This window comes from Agromyces sp. NPDC004153 (assembly GCF_053603635.1).
Genome location: NZ_JBSGFY010000001.1, coordinates 635,533 through 653,590, shown reverse-complemented (window position 1 = coordinate 653,590; position 18,058 = coordinate 635,533). Strand labels below are relative to the sequence as shown.

Annotated in this window: 12 protein-coding genes; 6 read left to right on the top strand and 6 right to left on the bottom strand. The window is 73.2% G+C overall.

The genetic code is table 11. From position 1 onward, the window contains the following. Nucleotides 1-4 precede the first annotated feature (4 nt). The 3 genes from ACWEOH_RS03015 to ACWEOH_RS03005 are packed head-to-tail and all read right to left on the bottom strand — an operon-like array spanning nucleotide 5 to nucleotide 6,857. Nucleotides 5-2,266, bottom strand: coding sequence for a beta-galactosidase (locus ACWEOH_RS03015; protein WP_452028123.1), 2,262 nt, complete (start codon nucleotides 2,264-2,266; stop codon nucleotides 5-7). Beyond that, entirely contained in the window at nucleotides 2,263-3,579 is a 1,317-nt protein-coding gene (locus ACWEOH_RS03010; RefSeq protein WP_452028122.1) for a cellulase-like family protein, read from the bottom strand. The genes ACWEOH_RS03015 and ACWEOH_RS03010 overlap by 4 nt, the downstream gene beginning before the upstream one ends. After that, nucleotides 3,576-6,857 (bottom strand): DUF5107 domain-containing protein, encoded by a 3,282-nt coding sequence (locus tag ACWEOH_RS03005; RefSeq protein WP_452028120.1) that lies wholly within the window; start codon nucleotides 6,855-6,857, stop codon nucleotides 3,576-3,578. Before ACWEOH_RS03005 ends, ACWEOH_RS03010 begins: the two co-directional genes overlap by 4 nt. Nucleotides 6,858-6,947: 90 nt before the next feature. Here ACWEOH_RS03005 and ACWEOH_RS03000 point away from each other — a divergent pair, with 90 nt between their 5' ends. The 3 genes from ACWEOH_RS03000 (at nucleotide 6,948) to ACWEOH_RS02990 (ending at nucleotide 10,562) form a co-directional block, all read left to right on the top strand. Further along, nucleotides 6,948-7,811 carry an AraC family transcriptional regulator gene (locus ACWEOH_RS03000; RefSeq protein WP_452028118.1) on the top strand — a complete coding sequence of 288 codons (864 nt, stop codon included), beginning with the start codon at nucleotides 6,948-6,950 and terminating at the stop codon, nucleotides 7,809-7,811. Between the two features lie 119 nt (nucleotides 7,812-7,930). Further along, the gene (locus tag ACWEOH_RS02995; protein WP_452028116.1) at nucleotides 7,931-9,568 is read left to right on the top strand and encodes an FAD-dependent oxidoreductase; all 1,638 of its coding nucleotides are present in this window, start codon (nucleotides 7,931-7,933) and stop codon (nucleotides 9,566-9,568) included. A 31-nt stretch (nucleotides 9,569-9,599) separates the two neighbouring features. After that, nucleotides 9,600-10,562, top strand: a complete 963-nt coding sequence (locus ACWEOH_RS02990; protein WP_452028114.1) for an alpha/beta hydrolase — start codon at nucleotides 9,600-9,602, stop codon at nucleotides 10,560-10,562. 33 nt (nucleotides 10,563-10,595) lie between these two features. Here the strand turns inward: ACWEOH_RS02990 and ACWEOH_RS02985 are convergent, their stop codons facing one another. From ACWEOH_RS02985 to ACWEOH_RS02975, 3 genes are all read right to left on the bottom strand, one after another. Beyond that, the gene (locus ACWEOH_RS02985; protein ID WP_452028112.1) at nucleotides 10,596-11,531 is read right to left on the bottom strand and encodes a carbohydrate ABC transporter permease; all 936 of its coding nucleotides are present in this window, start codon (nucleotides 11,529-11,531) and stop codon (nucleotides 10,596-10,598) included. After that, complete coding sequence (locus ACWEOH_RS02980; RefSeq protein WP_452028110.1) at nucleotides 11,525-12,448, bottom strand: carbohydrate ABC transporter permease; 924 nt, start codon at nucleotides 12,446-12,448, stop codon at nucleotides 11,525-11,527. The genes ACWEOH_RS02985 and ACWEOH_RS02980 overlap by 7 nt, the downstream gene beginning before the upstream one ends. A 111-nt stretch (nucleotides 12,449-12,559) precedes the next feature. Then, nucleotides 12,560-13,882, bottom strand: coding sequence for an ABC transporter substrate-binding protein (locus tag ACWEOH_RS02975; RefSeq protein ID WP_452028108.1), 1,323 nt, complete (start codon nucleotides 13,880-13,882; stop codon nucleotides 12,560-12,562). A 321-nt stretch (nucleotides 13,883-14,203) separates the two neighbouring features. Between ACWEOH_RS02975 and ACWEOH_RS02970 the strand changes: the two genes are divergently transcribed. From ACWEOH_RS02970 to ACWEOH_RS02960, 3 genes are read left to right on the top strand one after another with little or no spacing between them, the layout of a single operon-like run. Continuing rightward, nucleotides 14,204-16,207: a beta-galactosidase gene (locus tag ACWEOH_RS02970; RefSeq protein ID WP_452028106.1), complete on the top strand. Its 2,004-nt coding sequence runs from the start codon at nucleotides 14,204-14,206 to the stop codon at nucleotides 16,205-16,207. Between the two features lie 50 nt (nucleotides 16,208-16,257). Continuing rightward, a complete protein-coding gene (locus ACWEOH_RS02965; protein ID WP_452028104.1) occupies nucleotides 16,258-16,962 on the top strand; it encodes a ThuA domain-containing protein in 705 nt (234 codons plus the stop codon). After that, nucleotides 16,920-18,056, top strand: coding sequence for a glycerate kinase (locus tag ACWEOH_RS02960; protein WP_452028103.1), 1,137 nt, complete (start codon nucleotides 16,920-16,922; stop codon nucleotides 18,054-18,056). Before ACWEOH_RS02965 ends, ACWEOH_RS02960 begins: the two co-directional genes overlap by 43 nt. The last annotated feature ends 2 nt before the right edge of the window (nucleotides 18,057-18,058 follow it).

Here is an 18,058-nt window from a genome sequence, read left to right as displayed (position 1 = left end):
GGCTTCACGTCCGCTCGCGCCACCGGACCGATTGCTCGACTGAAACGGCGTCGAGCGAGCAGAGCGGTCCGGGTGTCGCGGCCCGGCGAGCCGCCGCGTCCTCGTCGAGCCGAACGGGCGCCTCGGGATGCAGCGGCAGGATGCGCAGGGTCGCGGTGCGTGGCGAGGCGGCGTCGATCGCGTCGAGGTCGACGTGCCAGGGCGTGCCGTCCCAGTAGCGGTCGGCGGTGACCTCGCCGTCGACCTCGAGGGTCGCGACGTCGCCCGCCCAGTCCACGGCGAGCACCCTGCGCACGCCAGGGCGCGGCTCGGGGAGGCCGTCGAGGACGAAGGCGGACGCGAGCTCGCTCACCGTTGCGGGATCCGGCGCGGCCGTGCGCTGCGGGGTGCCGCCGTATCGGACCGGCACGTCGGCGGCGGGGCGCAGCGGGATCCCGGTCGGCGCGGCGACCACGGGTGGTTCGACCTCCGCCCCGAACGGCACGCGCCGGAAGTCGCCGGCACCGGCATCCCATTCCTCGACGATGGGCTCGACCGACCCGCGCACGACCAGCGAGCCGTCCTCGATCCACAGCGGATGCTCGCAGCGCAGCAGTCGGCGCGTCTCGTCGTCGGTGAGCACCCAGAGCCGATGCGCGTCCGAGGCCGGCAGCACGAGGACGTCGAGCGCTCCGAAGCGATGGAGCGTCGGTTCCTCCGGTGGCTCGTGGCTCGCCAGGTCGTCGCCGACCGCCAGCTCGACGCGTACTCCGTCGTCGGCGAGCAGTACGAGGGTCGGCAGGTCGCCGTCGAGGACGGTGACGGCGGAGGCGGTGGCCCAGCGCACCAGGACCCCGCCGAGCTCGAGGCCGATGGGCCATCGTGCCATCGTGCCGCTCGGGAGGTCGATCGGCTCCGCCGGCAGCACGACCTCGCGGTCTGCGAGGCGGAGCTCGAATCGGGCGCCTGCCACCGGCTCGAGGGGCTCGTGCGGCCGATGCACGTTGATGAAGATGAAGCCCGACGAGCCGTCGGACCGCAGCGCCCAGCGCGGCGTCGCCACGTCGTCCTCGTCTGCGGGCAGCGCCTCGGGCAGGCTCGACGTCATGCGGGCCAGGCGATCGCCGAACGCCTCGAGGAACGCGTGCTGGAGCCGGAGCGCGGCGTGACTCGGCGCGAGCACGCCTGCGGCGCCGATCGGCGCGTGGAAGTCGTAGTCGAACCGCGGCAGGTCGTTCGGGTACCCGGTCGCCAGCGACTCCTGGAGGCCGTCGCCGGGGTTCAGGCCTCCGGCGGCCAGGTAGTACCCTTGCCAGGCCGAGCCGCTGCCGAGCTTGACGTGCGCGACCGCGGCCACGTCGTCGGCACTCGGAACCGGCCGACGGTGGTAGGCGGTGGCCATGCCGCCGCCGAGCTCGCACGTCGCCGCGGGGAATCGCGGGTCGCGCGGTCGCGGCGGCCGTGGACCGGCGGACGCACCCCGGACGTCGGCCCCGATGCCGGGGTCGTCCCACTCGTGCGAGAACCGGAACTGCGCGCGGAACCCGCGCGCCCACGGCGCATCCGCGTCCGACCAGAAGCCGTCGCCGTAGCCGCCGTAGACGGGCAGGACCTCGTCCTCCGGGAGCTCGGCGCCGTCCCACGCGGTCGCCGTCCAGAGCGGCGCCGACAGGCCGGCATCCCTCGCGAGGCGTTTCAGGGTCACGAGGTGGCCGGGCTGGTCGATGAGCTCGTTCTCGAGCTGGATCCCGACGATGGGCGCGTCGGGGCCGCATCGCGAGGCCAGCTCCGCTCCGACCGGGGCGTACCAGCCGGAGGCCAGCTCGAGGTAGCCGGGGTCATCGGTGCGATGCCGGACCGGGGCGGCCTGCACCCAGTCGGGGAAGCCGCCGTTGCGGACCTCACCATGGCACCAGGGGCCGATCCGCACGACGACGTCGAGCCCGCATGCGGCGGCGAGGTCCACGAACGCGCCGGCGTCGAGCCCGTCGTCGAATCGCGGCGGCGCGTCGGGCGTGGGCTGGTGGTGGATCCAGAACAGGTACGTCGAGACGATCGTGACGCCGCCCGACCGGAGCAGCCGCAGGCGTTCTGCCCACTCCCGTCGCGGCACGCGCGAGAAGTGCAGTTCGCCCGACACCGGCACGGCCGGACGGCCGTCGACCTCGATCCACTGGTCGGTGAGCGCGATGCGTCGGTGGCGATCCACGGCGTTCGACATCGCTGGTCGGGCCGTCGGCGAGGGCCACGGCCGATGGATCACGCGCAACGGCGCCGAGGCGCTCATGCGCCGCCCGCCTCCGTGATGGTCCGGTTCACCCGCCGCATCCAGTCGGCTTCCCGCCACATCGGATGGTGCGGTGCGGCGTTCGAGCCAGGGACGACGCCCCAGACGCCGTGCTCGAGCGCGGTGCGGATGCCGTGCTCCGCGAGCGCGAGGCCGGCCGCGCCCTCCTCGAACCATCCGTCGCGCGGCGTGTAGCCCACCCATCCCTCGCCCACCACGGCGGGGATGCCGCGCCAGCGCGCCCACTCCGCGATCGCGATGACGCGCGACTCGATCTCGCGCAGCATGACCTCGCGGTACTCGTCGTACTGGTCGTCGAGCCAGGCGTCCCACCTGCCGGCGTCGATCCAGTCGTAGCCGTAGACCATCTGGTCGGTGATGACCGTCGCGTCGAGCTTCCACGGCTTCGGACGGCCGTATTCGCCGAAGGCGGGTGCATCCGCTCGCAGGAGGGCCCGGAGCTCGTGGTTCGGGAAGCCCTCGGTGCCCTCCGAGCGGATGTCGATGCGGCGCTGGAGGGCGTCGAGCACGCCGTAGCTGTACACGTGGAACTGCGCCACGTCGAGCCCGTTCGAGAGCCGATGCATCGCGAGGTGCGGCGGCTTGCCGTAGCTCGCGGTGACGAGCTGGTCGGGGTGGCGCGTCCGCAGCCGCTCCATGGCGTCCGCGCCGCCCGCAACGAGCGGCGGAAGGATCGAGAAGTCGACCTCGTTGTGCAGCTCGGTGAAGGCGATGACGTCGATGAGCCCGGCCGCGCGGATCTCATCGAGCAGGCGCGCGAACGCCTCGGCGAGCACGTCGTAGCGGCGCTCGAGCGGCACCGCGTCGATGGTCTCGAACCACCGCGGGTCGGCGGCGAACGACGTCGACTGCTGGTACTCCCAGCTCGCGAGGATCACGACGACGCCGTGGCGGCGGGCGGAGGCGAGCAGCTCGAACAGCCGTGCCCGCACGTCGAGCCGATAGCCCCCGGGCGCGTCGTACCACCGGGTGCGCTGCCCGTAGAAGCCCCCGGTCGGCGCCGCTCCCAATCCCTCGATGTCGAGGCCGGCCGCGAGGTCGTCGAGGCCCAGGCCGCCCGCGACGAGCAGCGGAGCCGCGCAGATGCGCACGGCGTTGAAGCCGCGGTCGACCGACTCGGCCATCGCCCGGTCGACGTCCTCGAACGGCTCGCCCGAGCCCGCCCTCGTGTACCAGGAGAAGTCCCAGAGGCAGACCGCCAGGCGGGAGGGCAGGTGCTCTGGCAGGGGCCCGGTGAGCGATCCGTCGGGCGCGGCGGGCATCGCCGGGGTTCCGAGGTAGCGCTCGGTCATGCCCGCGCCTCCTCGGCGATCGCGGTCGACAGCAGCCGGCCGTGCGCGGCCGCGTCGCGCAGCCGTCGCGCGTCGTCGGCCCTGCGCTCCGCGGTGTCGATCGAGAACAGCAGCAGCTCGGGCAGCGACGTCGCGAAGTAGTCGACGCGATCGGCGGATGCCTCGAGCTCCGCCGCGCGCGCCTCGAGGCTCGCCCAGACGCGCTCGGCCTCGTCGAGCTCACCGAGTCGGACGTGGGCGACGCCGACCCATGCGTCCCGACCGTCGACCACCGTCGTGCCCGCCGCGAGCGGACCGTGCACGTCGCGTGCCCGTCGCCAGGCCGTCTCCGCCGCATCGCGTTCGCCGCAGGCCAGCTCGGCGTCGCCGAGCAGCACGAAGCGCTCTGCGACGGGGTCGGCGGGGTGGCGCCCCTCGCCGAGGTGCTCGGGCACGCGGATGCCGCTAGCGAGCAGGTCGCGGGCGGCGCGCGGATCCGTGACCAGCAGCTCGCGGGCCACCGCGGCGGATGCCCGATCGAATGCGGCGATGACCCGTCCCTCCCCACCCTCGAACGGCTGGAACTCCCGGTCCTCGATGAAGGCAAGCGCCTCGCCGGGGCGGCCGACGTCGACGAGGAGCCCGGCGTACTCGATCGCGAGGTCGTCGCGCACCAGGGCGCCCGCGCCCGCCCGCTCGATCGCGGCCAGGCGATCCTCGGGCCGGGAGCCGCGGACCGCGCTCAACAGGTCGCGCTCGTAGACCAGGCGCGCATCGTCGGGGGCGAGCTCCATGGCCCGCGCGTATCGCGCGTCGGCCGTACGCAGGTCGCCGCCCGTGTTGACGAGGGCGACGGCGGCATTGCGCCACACGACCGGATCCCCGACGCCCCCGGCGATCGAGGCCTCGAGCGCCACGAGGGCGTCATGGACGCGGCCCGCATCGAGCAGCCAGCAGCCGAGGTAGCCGTTCGCGCGGGCGTCGGACGGGTCGGCCGCCAGGGCCGCGTCGAGCACGCCGAGGTCGTCGAGTCCCGAGGGGAAGGCGAGACGTGGATCCGCGCGGCGGACGTCGGCGCGTGCGGCTCGCGCGCCCTCCGTGTCGCCGGCGTCGTCGAGGAAGGCCGCGAGCGCGTAGCCGGCGAGCGGCGCCGGATTGCCGAACGGGCCGGGCGCGGACGCGGCGGCCCGACGGACGAGGCGGATCGCGCGCCCGGCGTCGCCGATCCGGTGCACCTCGTGCGCCATCGTGAGCAGCGTGCGGGGGTCGGCCGGTGCGAGCGCGTCGTCGAGTGCGGCGAGCAGCGGGTCGAGCGGGTCGGCCGCACGGGCGGCCGCCAGCGCCTCGGATGCCGCGCCATCGCGTCCGAGCGCGCGAAGCGCGACGACCCGGGCGGCGACGGCCTGGGCGCTCGCCGGATCGGCGCGCGCCGCGGCCTCGGCGAACGACAGCGCACCCGTGGCGTCGCCGGCCCGCATCGCGAGCCTCGCGCGTCCCAACGTTGCGGGCAGGGCGAGGGCGCCGTCCCACGAGGCCTTCCCGAAGGCGTCGGCCGCGTCGACGAGCCGCCCGAGCCGCTCGAGCGCGAGGCCCCTGAGCAGGTGCACGTCGCCCCGCTCGGGATTGAGGTTCCGGCGCGTGAGGCGCTCCGCGGCGCGGTCGAGGTGGTCCAGGGCGACGTCGAGCTCCCCGCGATCCCAGGCCAGGCGGGCCAGGGCGAGGCGTGCGCGGGAGTCGCCGGAGTCGCGCGCCACCGCCTCCGCGAAGTACGGCTCTGCCGAGCGGGTCGGGTGGCGGTACTGCGCGAGGTGGAGGCCGGTCAGGACGAGCTCGTCGGCGCTCTCGATCTCCGCCGGCCCAGGCGGCTCCGTCGCGACCCACGGCTCGCCGGCCGGCGCCGGATGCGCGCGCCATGCGACGAGCTCGCGGTCGCCGAGCGTCACCTCGACGGTGAGGTCATCCCGCGAAGCGGGTGCCTCCAGCTCGAGCTCGGTGATGAACGGACCGCCGGGCCCGATGGCCGGCGTCCACCTGCGCACCGGGACGTCGTCGCGTCGGAGCGCGACGTGGACCGCCGCATGCGCAGCCGTCGTCGCGACGCCGAGCCGCACGCGGCATCCGTCGACCTCGAGTCCGATCGCGGCGTCGAGCGTCGCCTGCACGGCCGGGCCGATGTCCTGGATGGGGTACCAGTACTGGCGGAACGTGCGAGTCTCGCCGGGCAGCAGCCAGCTGAAGTCGGGCTGGTTGTCGGTGAAGACGCCGGCCATGAGCTCCACGTACGGCCCGTCGCCGTCGGTGAGGTGCCGGTCCCAGGCGTGGCCGATGTCGCCGTCGCCCCAGGTCCACTGCTTCTTGCCGGGCGCGATCGCGCGATCGGCCCAGTGCACGAAGCCGGCGCCGGCCCGGTGGTCGTAGCCGCCGAAGAAGTCGTCGGCCGTGTCCGTGATCATGTACGACGTGGGCACCGGGATGTTCGCGGAGACGTCGATGCGGTCGGCGCCGGCGCGCTCCGCGGCGAGGGCCGGGTAGTCGACGCCGTAGTAGGGGCGGTCAGCAGCGGGGAACGCAGTGATCGCCCGCCGGGCGTGGTCGGCGACGTACCGGACATCCGTCGGGAAGAACGACTGGTAGCCGTCGTGCGCACGTGCCGCGACGTTCGCCCACCACAGGAACGTCTGCGCCACGTCGGTCCGGTTGACGAGCCGCGCCTCCAGCTCGATCAGGGCCGAGTCGCCCCTCAGGCGGATGCCGTGGCTGCCGCGCATGCGCTGCAGCGGATCGAGGTCGCTGTGCCACACCGTCACCGAGCCGTCCTCGTCGCGTTCGATGGAGGTGTCGACGGGGAGGTACGTCGCGGGTCGGTGGTGCTGCGGCCAGTTGAACTCGACGCCGCCCGAGACCCACGGGCCGGCGAGGCCGACCAGTGCGGGCTTGATGACGTTGTTGCGGTAGAAGAAGTCGTAGTCGCGGGTCTTGTCGTAGCCGATGTGGATCCGGCCGCCGAGCTCGGGCAGCAGCACGAGCCGGATCCACCGATTCTCGAGGTGGATCGCCCGCCAGGCCCGCGGCGTCCGGCCGGGAAGGATCCGGTCGGTGAACGGGATGGGGTAGACCGTCCCGCTCGACCCCTGGTAGACGCGCCGCTCGAGGAACAGCGGATAGCGATCGGGCTCTGCGGGCTCGTAGGTGTCGATCGTGAGCGGGGCCTCCCAGCAGGCGACGCCGCCGGCCTCGATGGCCGCGCGTTCGGCGGCGGGGGCTTCGGGCAGCACGATCGGGTGGTTCAGGTCGGTCACGCCGTCCACGGTACGCCGCCCATGTGGGCCGGCACATGGTCGATCGAGGGTCGTGCATGGACGTTTCGACGCCCGTGCCATCATGGTGGCATGGAACGCCGAGAAGGATTCGCGAACCAGCGCCTGAGCGTCGTTCCGCGTCCGGCCGTCGCCGAGGCCCTGGCGCGCCCGGTGACCCGTCGACTCGTGGTCACGGATGCCGGGTGGTTCCCGCGCGCCCACCGGCATCTCCGCATCCGGCCGGGCGGCGCCGAGGAGGGGATCGTCATCGTGTGCGTCGCGGGCGGCGGCTGGGTCGACGTCGCCGGGACGCGGGTGCGGGTCACGCCCTCGACCGCCGTCCTCATCCCGCCGCGCGTGCCGCACTCCTACGGTGCCGATGACGGCGAGCCATGGACGATCTGGTGGTGCCACCTCCGCGGCAGCGACCTCGCCGACCTCTGGAGCGCGATCGGGGCGGACGCCGACCGGCCGCTCGTCTCGCTGCGCGCGGTCGACCGGGTGACCGTGCTGCTCGACGAGATCGTCTCGGCGCTCGAGCGCGACCAGTCCCCGGCGCGACTGCTCGCCACGGCGGGCATCGCGTGGCGACTGATGACGCAGCTCGCGGTCGATCGCCGGCTCCCCGAGCAGGGGGAACCGCTCGAGCGGGCGATGCGCTACCTCGAGGAGCGCGTCGACGGCGGCATCCGGGTCTCGGATCTCGCTCGGCTCGTCGGCGTCTCCACCTCGCACCTCGGCGCCCTCTTCCGGGATGCCACGGGCGGCGGCGTGCTCGCGTATCACACGGGTCTCAAGATGGCGCGGGCGCGGCGCCTGCTCGACACCACCGACCTGCACGTCTCCGAGGTCGGCCGCGAAGTCGGCTACGCCGATCCGTTCTACTTCTCGCGGCAGTTCAGCCGGGTGCACGGCATGAGTCCCAGCGACTACCGCGTGCAGCGCAAGGGCTGATCCGGCGCGCGGACTGGGGTCACGCACATCGTTGACCCCGCCACGTGCCGCGGTTACGTTCGCAGGGTGCGAACCGCGGATGCCTCGACGAGCCAGTTCCCCACCGGCGGGCCCCGCGCATGATCACCGTCGACGAGCTCCGCGGCATCCGCATCTTCGCGCCGCTTCCGCAGGAGGCGCTCGAGTACCTCGCCGGCTCCGTCGAGGACATCCACCTCGTGCCGGGGGAGTACTTCGCGCACGAGGGCGACGAGCGCGCGCTGTTCGTCGTGGTGGAGGGCGGCGCCGAGATCACCAAGGTGGTGAACGGCGAGGAGCGCGTGATCGGCGTGCGGACGCCGGGCCGCTTCTTCGGCGAGGTGCCCATGACGCTGAGCACGCCGTTCCCGGCCTCGGGTCGCGCGGCAGGAGCATCGCGCATCCTGAAGCTCGACGTGACCGCCTTCTACACGCTGGCCGCGATGGCGCCCTCGATCCCGGCACGGGTCGCCGGGCTCGCGCGCCGCTACCTCGACTCGCTGCAGGAGCTCGCCGCCGAGCAGCCCGAGACCGACCTCCGCCTCGTCGGACCGCGGCTCGATGCGGGAACGCACCAGGTCGCCACGTTCCTGACGCGCAACCAGGTGGCGTTCGAGCGGGTCACGCTCGACGCCGCCGTCGCGGGCGAGACCTACCCGGTCCTTGAACGGGCCGACGGCTCCCGCTTCGTCGCGCCGTCGATGCGCGAGGTGGCGGTCGCCGCCGGGCTGGACGTCGAGCCGTCGGCGACCGGCTACGACGTCGTCATCCTCGGCGCCGGCCCCGCCGGGCTCACCGCGGCGGTGAACGGCGCGGCCGAGGGCCTGCGCACCGTGGTCATCGAGTCGCTCGCGCCAGGTGGGCAGGCGGGCACGTCGACCAGAATCGAGAACTACACGGGCTTCCCGTTCGGCATCTCGGGCGACGAGCTCGCCAGCCGTGCCCTGAAGCAGGCGAAGCGGCTCGGCGCCGAGATCGTCGTCACCCGCACCGTCCAGGCGATCCGCCCGCACGGCGACCTGCACGAGGTCGTCCTCGACGGCGGCGAGACCCTGCGCGCGCCCGTCGTCATCGCGGCGACCGGCGTCGAGTGGCGCACCCTGCCCGTGCCCGCGGTCGATCGCTTCCTCGGCAACGGCGTCTACTACGGAGCGGCCCGGAGCGACGCGGCGATCGCGAAGGCCGCCGACGTGGCGATCATCGGCGCGGGAAACTCAGCCGGCCAGGCCGCGATCTTCTTCTCGCGGCACGCCCGGTCGGTCACGATGCTCGTGCGCGGGCCGTCGCTCGAGGCGAGCATGTCGCGCTACCTCATCGACCAGATCGGCGCCAACGCGGGCATCCGCGTCGAGACCCGCAGCGAGGTCGTCGACCTGCACGGCGATCGCAGCCTGGAATCGATCGACGTCGTCGATCGCACCACCGGCACGGTGTCGCGCCGGGACTTCGGCGTCGTGTTCGTGATGATCGGCGCGGATGCCGTCACGAACTGGCTGCCGACCGACATCGCCCGCGACCAGCACGGGTTCATCCTCACGGGGGCTGATGCCGCGGCCACCGAGGAGTGGAGCGCCGACCGTCGCCCGTTCGCGCTCGAGACGAGCACGCCCGGGATCTTCGCGGTGGGCGACGTGCGGTCGGGCTCCGTGAAGCGCGTCGCCGCCGGCGTGGGGGAGGGCGGGATGGCCATCGCCTTCGTGCACCAGTACCTCGCGCTGCGCACCGAGGCAACCGCATGACCGTCGAACCCGCCCGCACCGGAGGATCGAGATGACCGCATCCGCTCGCCCGTGGTTCGATCCCGAGCTCGAGCCCGCGCTCGGCGGGCTGCCGCACTTCTTCACGACGCTCGAGCCCGACGGGATCGCCGAGTTCCGCGCGGCGCTCGCGTCGCCGCCGCCGATCGCGGAGGTGATCGCGGGGCGGCCTGTGGTCGTGAGCGACCACGCCGCCGCGAGCGCCGACGGCACGAAGATCACGGTCTCGGTGCTGCGCCGGACGGACCACGAGGGCGCGGGGCATCCGGGCGCCTACTTCGTGCACGGCGGCGGCATGGTCGCCGGCACCCGCTGGTCGCTCGGCGCCATGCTCGTCGACCACGTGCTCGAGTACGACGCCGTCGTGGCGGCCGTGGAGTACCGCCTCGCACCCGACGCACCCGACCCGGCCCCGCTCGAGGACGCCTTCGCCGGCTGGACCTGGTTCACCGACCACGCCGGCGCGTTCGGCTTCGATCCGGCGCGCGTGCTCATCGCCGGGCCGAGCGCGGGCGGCGGGCTCAGCGCGGGCACGACGCTGCTCGCGCGCGATCGGGGCGGGCGGATGCCGCTGGCGCAGCTGCTCATGTGGCCGATGCTCGACGACCGCGTCGCGACCGCCTCGGCGCAGCAGGTCGACGGCGTGGGCATCTGGGACCGCACGAGCGACGTGACGGGCTGGACCGCCCTGCTCGGCGATCGCCGTGGCACCGACGACGTCTCGCCGTACTCGGCCCCTGCGCGCATGGCCGACCTCTCGGGGCTTCCGCCGGCGTACCTCGAGGTCGGCGGCGCCGAGGTGTTCCGCGACGAGGTCGTCGCCTACGCGAGCCGCATCTGGGCCGCCGGCGGCAGCGCGGAGCTGCACGTGTGGCCGGGCGGGTTCCACGGGTTCCAGAACGTGGTGCCCGGCGCGGCCGTGTCGCGCACCGCGGTGGCGACCCGCGAAGCCTGGGTCCGTCGGGTCCTGGGGTGAGCCGGGCGGATGGCGCGGCGGCGCGGCATCCGATCAGCCCTTGGTGGACCCCGCCGTGAGGTCGGCCTTCCAGAACCGCTGGAGCGACACCATGAGCACGACGAGCAGGATCACCGAGACGGCCGAGCCGGTGACCACGAGCGTGGTGAACGCGGGGTCGCGCTGGGTCTGCGAGTTCCAGAGCGTCAGGCCGAGCGTGATCGGGAACCGCTTGGGGTCGTTGAGCATGACGAGCGGCAGCAGGTAGTTGTTCCAGATCGTCACGAACTGGAACAGGAAGATCGTCACGATCGCGGGCGTCATCATGCGGGTCGCGATGGAGCCGAAGATGCGCAGGTCGCCGGCCCCGTCGATGCGCGCCGCCTCGATCACCTCGTCGGGCACCGACGCGTTCGCATGGATGCGTGCGAGGTACACGCCGAACGGGCTGACCATGCAGGGCAGCAGCACGCTCCAGTACGAGCCCGTGAGGCCGACGGCGTTGAGCAGGAAGTAGAGGGGCAGCGCGATCACGGTGGCGGGCACGAGCACCCCGCCGAGGATCGTCCAGAACAGGGCCTCCTTGCCCGGGAATGCGTACTTCGCGAAGGCGTAGCCGGCGCCGACGGAGATCACCGTCGCGACCAGGGCTCCGACGCCCGAGTACAGGATGCTGTTCAGGATCCAGATCGAGAACGCTCCGCCGTCCTGCGTGAAGAGGGCGACCAGGTTCTCCCACGCCTGCGGGCTGTCGGAGAACCAGAGGCCGAACGTCGAGTAGAGGTCGCCGGGCGACTTCGTCGCCGCGATGAGCACCCAGGCGATGGGCAGCAGGAAGTAGATCGAGGCCGCGACGAGCGCCGCGTTCACGAGCACCGCGCCGGAAATGCCGCGCCGACGAGCCGGACGCGGGGCGCGGGTCGCCGGCGCGGTCGCGAGCGGGGCGGACGTGCGCGCCGCGACGGGCGAAGGCGCTTCGGTGGTCACCATGCGCGGTTCCCCTTCCGGTTCACGATGCGGAGGAACAGCGCCGAGAACGCGAACGCCAGCAGCGCCACGATCACCGCCATCGCGGCCGCGAGGTTCGGGTCGCCCTGCGTGAACGCCTGGTTGTAGGCGGCGAGGTTGGGCGTGTAGTCGGAGCTGATCGCGGTCGTGAGCGGGCGCAGCACGAGCGGCTCGACGAACAGCTGGAGGGTGCCGATGATCGTGAACAGGGTGATGAGCACGATCGACGGGCGGATGAGCGGCAGCTTGATGTGCCAGATCACGCGCCACTCGCCGGCGCCGTCCAGGCGGGCCGCTTCGTAGAGGTCGGACGGGATCGCATCGAGCGCCGCGATGAGGATGAGCATGTTGTAGCCCGCGAAGCCCCAGAGGGCGATGTTCGCGATGGCGAAGAGCACGGCGTCGCTCGACAGCGGGTTCGCCTCGATGCCGACCGCCCCGAGGAGCTGGAGCACCGGGCTCGTGGCGGGGATGTAGAGGAAGCCCCAGAGCAGCGCCGCGATCACGCCGGGAACCCCATAGGGCATGAAGTAGGTGACCCGGAAGAGCCGGGGGAATCGGGCGGCCGCGGCGCCGAGCAGCAGCGCGAGGGCGAGCGCCGTGAGCACCATCAGCGGCACCTCGATGGCGGAGAACGCCACGAGCCGCCCGAGGCTGGCGAGGAACGCCGGGCTCGAGAGCGCCGCGACGTAGTTGTCGAGGAATACGAACTCGCGGGTGGGGGCGGTGAGACCGAGTCCGCTCGACTTCTGCGCGAAGAGGCTGTCGACGACGGCGAAGACGATCGGCGCGACGAAGAACAGCGCGAACATGACGAGGAACGGCAGGAGCAGGACCCACAGCGCGGCAGGCGGACGCGATCTGCTGCGGCGGACGGGGGTGTACGTGCTGGCGGTCACGGTGGAGCTCCTCGGAGATGGACGATCGGATGCCGGACGGCGGGTGAGGCGCGGCATGGTGGTCGGGCGACGACGACGGGCGGCCCGGCGTGAGCCGGGCCGCCCGCGGGCTCACTCGGCGACCGAGATTCCCTTGTCCTCGAGTGCGGCGACGAAGTCCGCCTGCGTCGCGACGTACGCCTCGGTGAGCGGCGTGCCGGCTTCGACGGCCGCCTTCACGTTGTCGGTGAGCGAGGCGAACAGCGTCTGCGAAAGCGGGGGCCACTTCCAGGTCGCGGCGACGGCGGCATCCGACTCGGCGAACACGTCCCAGATGTCCTGGCCGCCGTAGAACGCGAAGACCTCGGGGTCGTCCTGCAGGCTGGGGATGGACTCGAGGTCGGTGATCGCAGGCCATCCGGCGCCGACGCTCGTGAGGATGCTCACGCTCTCGGGTTCGCTGTTCAGCCAGAGGGCGAACTCGGCCGCCTCCTCCGGGTGCTTCGAGCCCTTGAGCACGACGTTCGCCGAGCCGCCGGCCCAGGTGGCCGAGACGGTCTCCCCGTCGGACCACTGCGGCATCGGGGCGACGGCCCAGCCGCCCGCGGTGTCGGGAGCGGTGCCGCGCACGATCGCGTCGGCCCACGAGCCCGAGATCCACGAGGCGACGTTGCCGTTCTGGATGTCGGCGTTCCACTCGCTCGAGAAATCGGCCTCGATCTTCACGAGGTCCTCATCGATGAGTCGCTGCCAGAACTCGGCGACCTTCAGGGTCGCCTCGTCGTCGATGGCGACCTTCCACGCGTCGCCCTCGGTCGAGAACCACTCGCCGCCGCCCTGCTGGGAGAGGCCGATGAGCCAGGGCGCCTGGTTGAACGCGAACGCCGCGATGTAGTGGTTCGGGTCGGAGGCGTGGATGACCTTCGCCGCCTCGTAGTACTCCTCCCACGTCGTGGGGGCGGCGAGGCCGAGCGAGTCGAAGATGTCCTTGCGGTAGAACTGGCCGAGGGGGCCCGACGCCTGCGGGATCGAGTAGACGCGGTCGTCGAACACGCCCGTCTCCCACTGCCACTCGGTGAAGCGGTCGGCGTCGTCGGCGACGTACTCGGTGATGTCCTCGAGGGCGTCGTTCACGAGGAAGTCGGGGATCGCGTCGTAGCCGACCTGCGCGACATCCGCGGGATCACCCGCCTGCACGGCCGAGAGCATCTTCGCGTAGCCGCCGTCGGGGCCCGCGGTGATGGTCTCGAGGGTGACGTGGATGTCGTCGTGGGCCTCGTTGAAGGCGTCGACGGCCTGGTCGATGTTCGGGACCCAGGACTGGAAGGTGAGCTCCACGGGTCCGTCCGCGGAGGGGGTCTCGCCGCTCGAGCACGAGGCGAGGGCGAGGGTGGCGACGACGGCGCCCGCGAGGATCGCGGAGGTCCGGAGGCGCCGGTGGGCACGCTGTGGCATGGGGATGCTCCTTTGCATTGGGAGATGCGGTGCGGGAAGCGACGCTACGCCGCCGACGGCGCGCGCCCCATAGCGGATCGGTTCGGCAGCATGGACATTTCGACGGTCGGGGTCGTCACTTCGGTCGTTGTTCGACCGGGTCGGCTGCTGGAGTGTTGAATCGTCTCATCGGTTGGCCGGCGATCGATCGTGGTCACCGCCGGGTGCTGCGGATACGATTGGAATACGCTTTCCGAGTGGCCGCACGCCCCGTGGTGCCGTCCGACGAAGGCCCACCCTGCCGGGCGCTGCTCCCGGCACGCACCCGATGGAGGATCACCCGTGCACTACGGCGCCGACTACAACCCCGAGCAGTGGCCCGAGGAGATCTGGCCCGACGACGTCGCGCGAATGCGCGAGGCCGGCGTCACCATGGTCAGCCTCGGCATCTTCTCGTGGTCGCGCATCCAGCCGCGCGAGGGCGAGTTCGACTTCGACTGGCTCGACCGCGTGATCGACCTGCTGCACGAGGGCGGCATCGCGGTCGACCTTGCGACGGCCACCGCGTCGCCGCCGCCCTGGGCGACCGCCGCGTATCCCGAGATGCTGCCGCAGGACGAGAACGGCGCGACGTACTGGCCGGGCAGCCGGCAGCAGTTCGCGCCGTCGTCGCCGGTGTACCGGCGGCTCGCGGGCGAGCTCGTGACCGCACTCGCGGGGCGCTACGCGCGGCATCCGGCCGTCGTCATGTGGCACGTCAACAACGAGTACGGCTGCCACCTGAACATGGACTTCTCGGATGCCGCGCGCGACGCGTTCCGGCGCTGGCTGGCCGACCGCTACGGCACCGTCGACGCGCTCAACGCGGCCTGGGGCACGAACTTCTGGTCGCAGCGCTACGGGTCGTTCGCGGAGGTGTTCCCGCCGCGGAAGGCTCCGTACAGCCCGAACCCGACGCAGATGCTCGACTACCGCCGGTTCACGAGCGACATGCTGCTCGAGTGCTACCTCATGGAGCGCGACCTCATCCGCGCGGCGGGGGCGACACAGCCGATCACCACGAACTTCATGGGCCCGTTCAAGCCCGCCGACTACGCGAAGTGGGCCGAGCACGTCGACCTCGTGAGCGACGACGCCTACCCCGACCCCAACGACCCCGAGTCGTTCCGCGCCGCGGCGTTCCAGCGCGACCTCGTGCGCTCGCTGAAGCCCGACGTGCCGTGGATCCTCATGGAGCAGGCCACGAACGCCGTGAACTGGCGCCCCTGGAACGCCCCGAAGGCGCCCGGCCAGATGGCCGCCCTCAGCGCGCAGGCGATCGGCCGCGGCGCCGACGGCATCCTGTTCTTCCAGTGGCGGCAGTCGCGCTCGGGCGCCGAGAAATTCCACTCGGCGCTGCTGCCGCACGCCGGCACCGATACGCGCACCTGGCGCGAGGTCGTCGCCCTCGGCGGGCAGCTCGCCGCGCTGCCGGCCCTGCCCGCCGGACCCCGCGACGCCCGCGTGGCGCTCGTGTTCGACTGGGAGAACTGGTGGGCGATCGAGGGGACCGACCACCCGCAGAACCGGCTCGACTACGTCGCCGTCGTGCAGCGCTGGTACCGCGCGCTGCACCGCCGCCACGTGCAGGTCGACCTCGTGGTGCCCGAGCGGGTCGACGATCGGTACGCGCTCGCGATCGCTCCGCTCGCGTACCTGCTCCGCGACGAGGGCGCCGCGGCGCTCGCCACGTTCGTCGAAGGCGGCGGCCACCTGCTCGCCGGCCCGTTCACCGACGTGGTCGACGCCGACGACCGGTTCCGCGACGGCGGGTTCCTCACCCGGCTCGGGCCGGTCGTCGGCGTGCGGCTGGAGGACTTCGGCGCGCTCGTCCCGACGGATGCCGCGCCCGATGCTCCGGGCGAGCGGGAGGCGCGCTTCGCCGGCTCCGGGCTCGCGGGCGGCGCCGCCTTCGTCGGCACGCTCGTCGCCGAGGAGCTGCACCTGATCGAGGGCGCGGATGCCGCGGTGGAGGCCGCCTTCACGAGCGGACGCTTGGCGGGGCATCCGGCGCTCACCCGTCGTGCCGCCGGACGCGGCGTCGCGCGCTACCTCGCCACGGTCCCCGACGAGGACGGCGTGCAGGCCGTGGTCGACCACGTGGTCGCCGATGCCGGGGTGGAACCCGTCGTGGCGGGGCTGCCCGCCCACGTCGAGGCCGCGCGACGCGGCGACCTCGTCACGGTGATCAACCACGGCGGCGACCCGGTCGACGTGCCCGTCGCGGGCGTCGACGCGGTCACCGGCGAGCGCGTCGACGGCGTGCGGCTCGCGGCGTGGGACTGGGCGCTGGTGCTCGAGCGATGACGGCGCAGGCCGGGCGGCGCTACGATGCACGCGAGAGCGGAGGAGGTGACATGCGCGCCGTGATCCTCAGCGGCGCCGGCCGCTACGCCGACCGCTGGCACCGCTTCGACGAGACCAGCGCCGCGCTCGCCGGCATCGTCGCGGGTGCGGGCTACCGCGTCGAGGTGGGCGACGACCTGCTCGCCGGCCTCGCCGCGCTCGGCGACGCCGACCTCCTCGTCGTGAACGCCGGCGACCCCGAGTCGCCGCTCCCCGAGGGCACGGGCGAGCCGGCCGAGCCCACCGACGAGGAGCTCGACGCGGCCGCCGCGGGACTGGAGGCGGCGCTCGACCGAGGGATCGGCATCCTCGCCATGCACGCGGCCGCCTCGACGCTGCCCGAGCTGCCCGACTTCGGCCACGCGCTCGGCGGACGCTGGATCGAGGGCTTCTCGTGGCATCCCGAGATCGGCGAGGCCCGGGTGCACGTCGTCGGCACGCACGTGATCGCCGAGGGGATCGACGACTTCACCGTCTTCGACGAGCGCTACTCGGGCCTGCGGCTCGACGGCATCGTCGAGCGGATCGCCGAGCACGAGGAGGACGGCATGCGGCATCCGCTCGTGTGGGCCCGCGAGCTCGGCCGCTCGCGCATCGTCTACGACGCGCTCGGCCACGACGTGCGCTCGTACGAGTCCGCCGAGCACCGAGACCTGCTCGGGCGCGCCCTGCAATGGCTCTCGCACGTGCCCGCCCCGACCTTCGACGCGTCGTGACCCGCGTCGTCATCGCACCCGACTCGTTCAAGGGCACGGCGACGGCAGCGGATGCCGCGACCGCCCTCGCGGCGGGATGGCGCTCGGTGCGCGCCGACGACGAGCTCGTCGAGCGGCCCATGGCCGACGGCGGGGAGGGCACGCTCGACGCCTTCGCGTCGTCGGTGGCGGGCGCGCAGCGCATGCCGATCACCGTCCGTGGCCCGGTGACCGTCCCCGTGGCGTCCTCGTGGGTGCTGCTGCCCGACGGGACGGGCGTCGTGGAGCTCGCCGCGACCTCGGGCATCACGCTCCTCGACCCGCTCGAGCCGCTCGACGCGCACAGCGCCGGCTTCGGCGAGGCGATCGCCGCGGCCCTGGATGCCGGTGTCGACCGGCTGCTGCTCGGTCTCGGCGGCAGCGCGTCGAGCGACGGCGGCGCCGCGGCGCTCACAGTGCTCGGCGCGTGGTTCCTCGACGCGTCGGGCGCCCCCGTGCCGCTCGGCAACCGCGGGCTCGCGATGCTCGACCGGATCGACTTCTCGGGGTTGCGGCCGCTCCCGCCCGGCGGCGCGGTCATCCTCGGGGACGTGACCAACCCGCTGCTCGGACCGCTCGGCGCCGCGACGATCTTCGGTCCGCAGAAGGGCGCGGATGCCGCGACCGTCGACGTGCTCGAGGCGAACCTCGCCCGGCTGGCCGACCTCATGCCCGAGGCGCTGCAGCCGTTCGCGGCGGCGCCCGGCGCGGGCGCGGCCGGCGGCACGGGCTTCGGCCTGATGGCCTGGGGCGCCTCGATGGGCGGCGGCGCGGCGCTCGTGGCGCAGGCCGTAGGCCTCCGCGAGGCGATCGCCGGAGCCGACCTCGTGATCACCGGGGAGGGCCGCTTCGACGGGCAGTCAGAGGCGGGCAAGGCGCCGACGGTGGTGGCCGCCCTGGCGCGGGACGCCGGGGTGCCGACGGCGCTCGTCGCCGGGGCGATCACGGCCGAGCCGCGCGGGTTCGCGGCATCCGTCGCCCTCGCGGACCTCGCCGGCGGCGGTGCCGCGGCGATGGCCGAGCCGCTGCGATGGCTCGAGGCGGCGGGCGCGGAGCTGGCGCGGACGCGGGGCTGAGT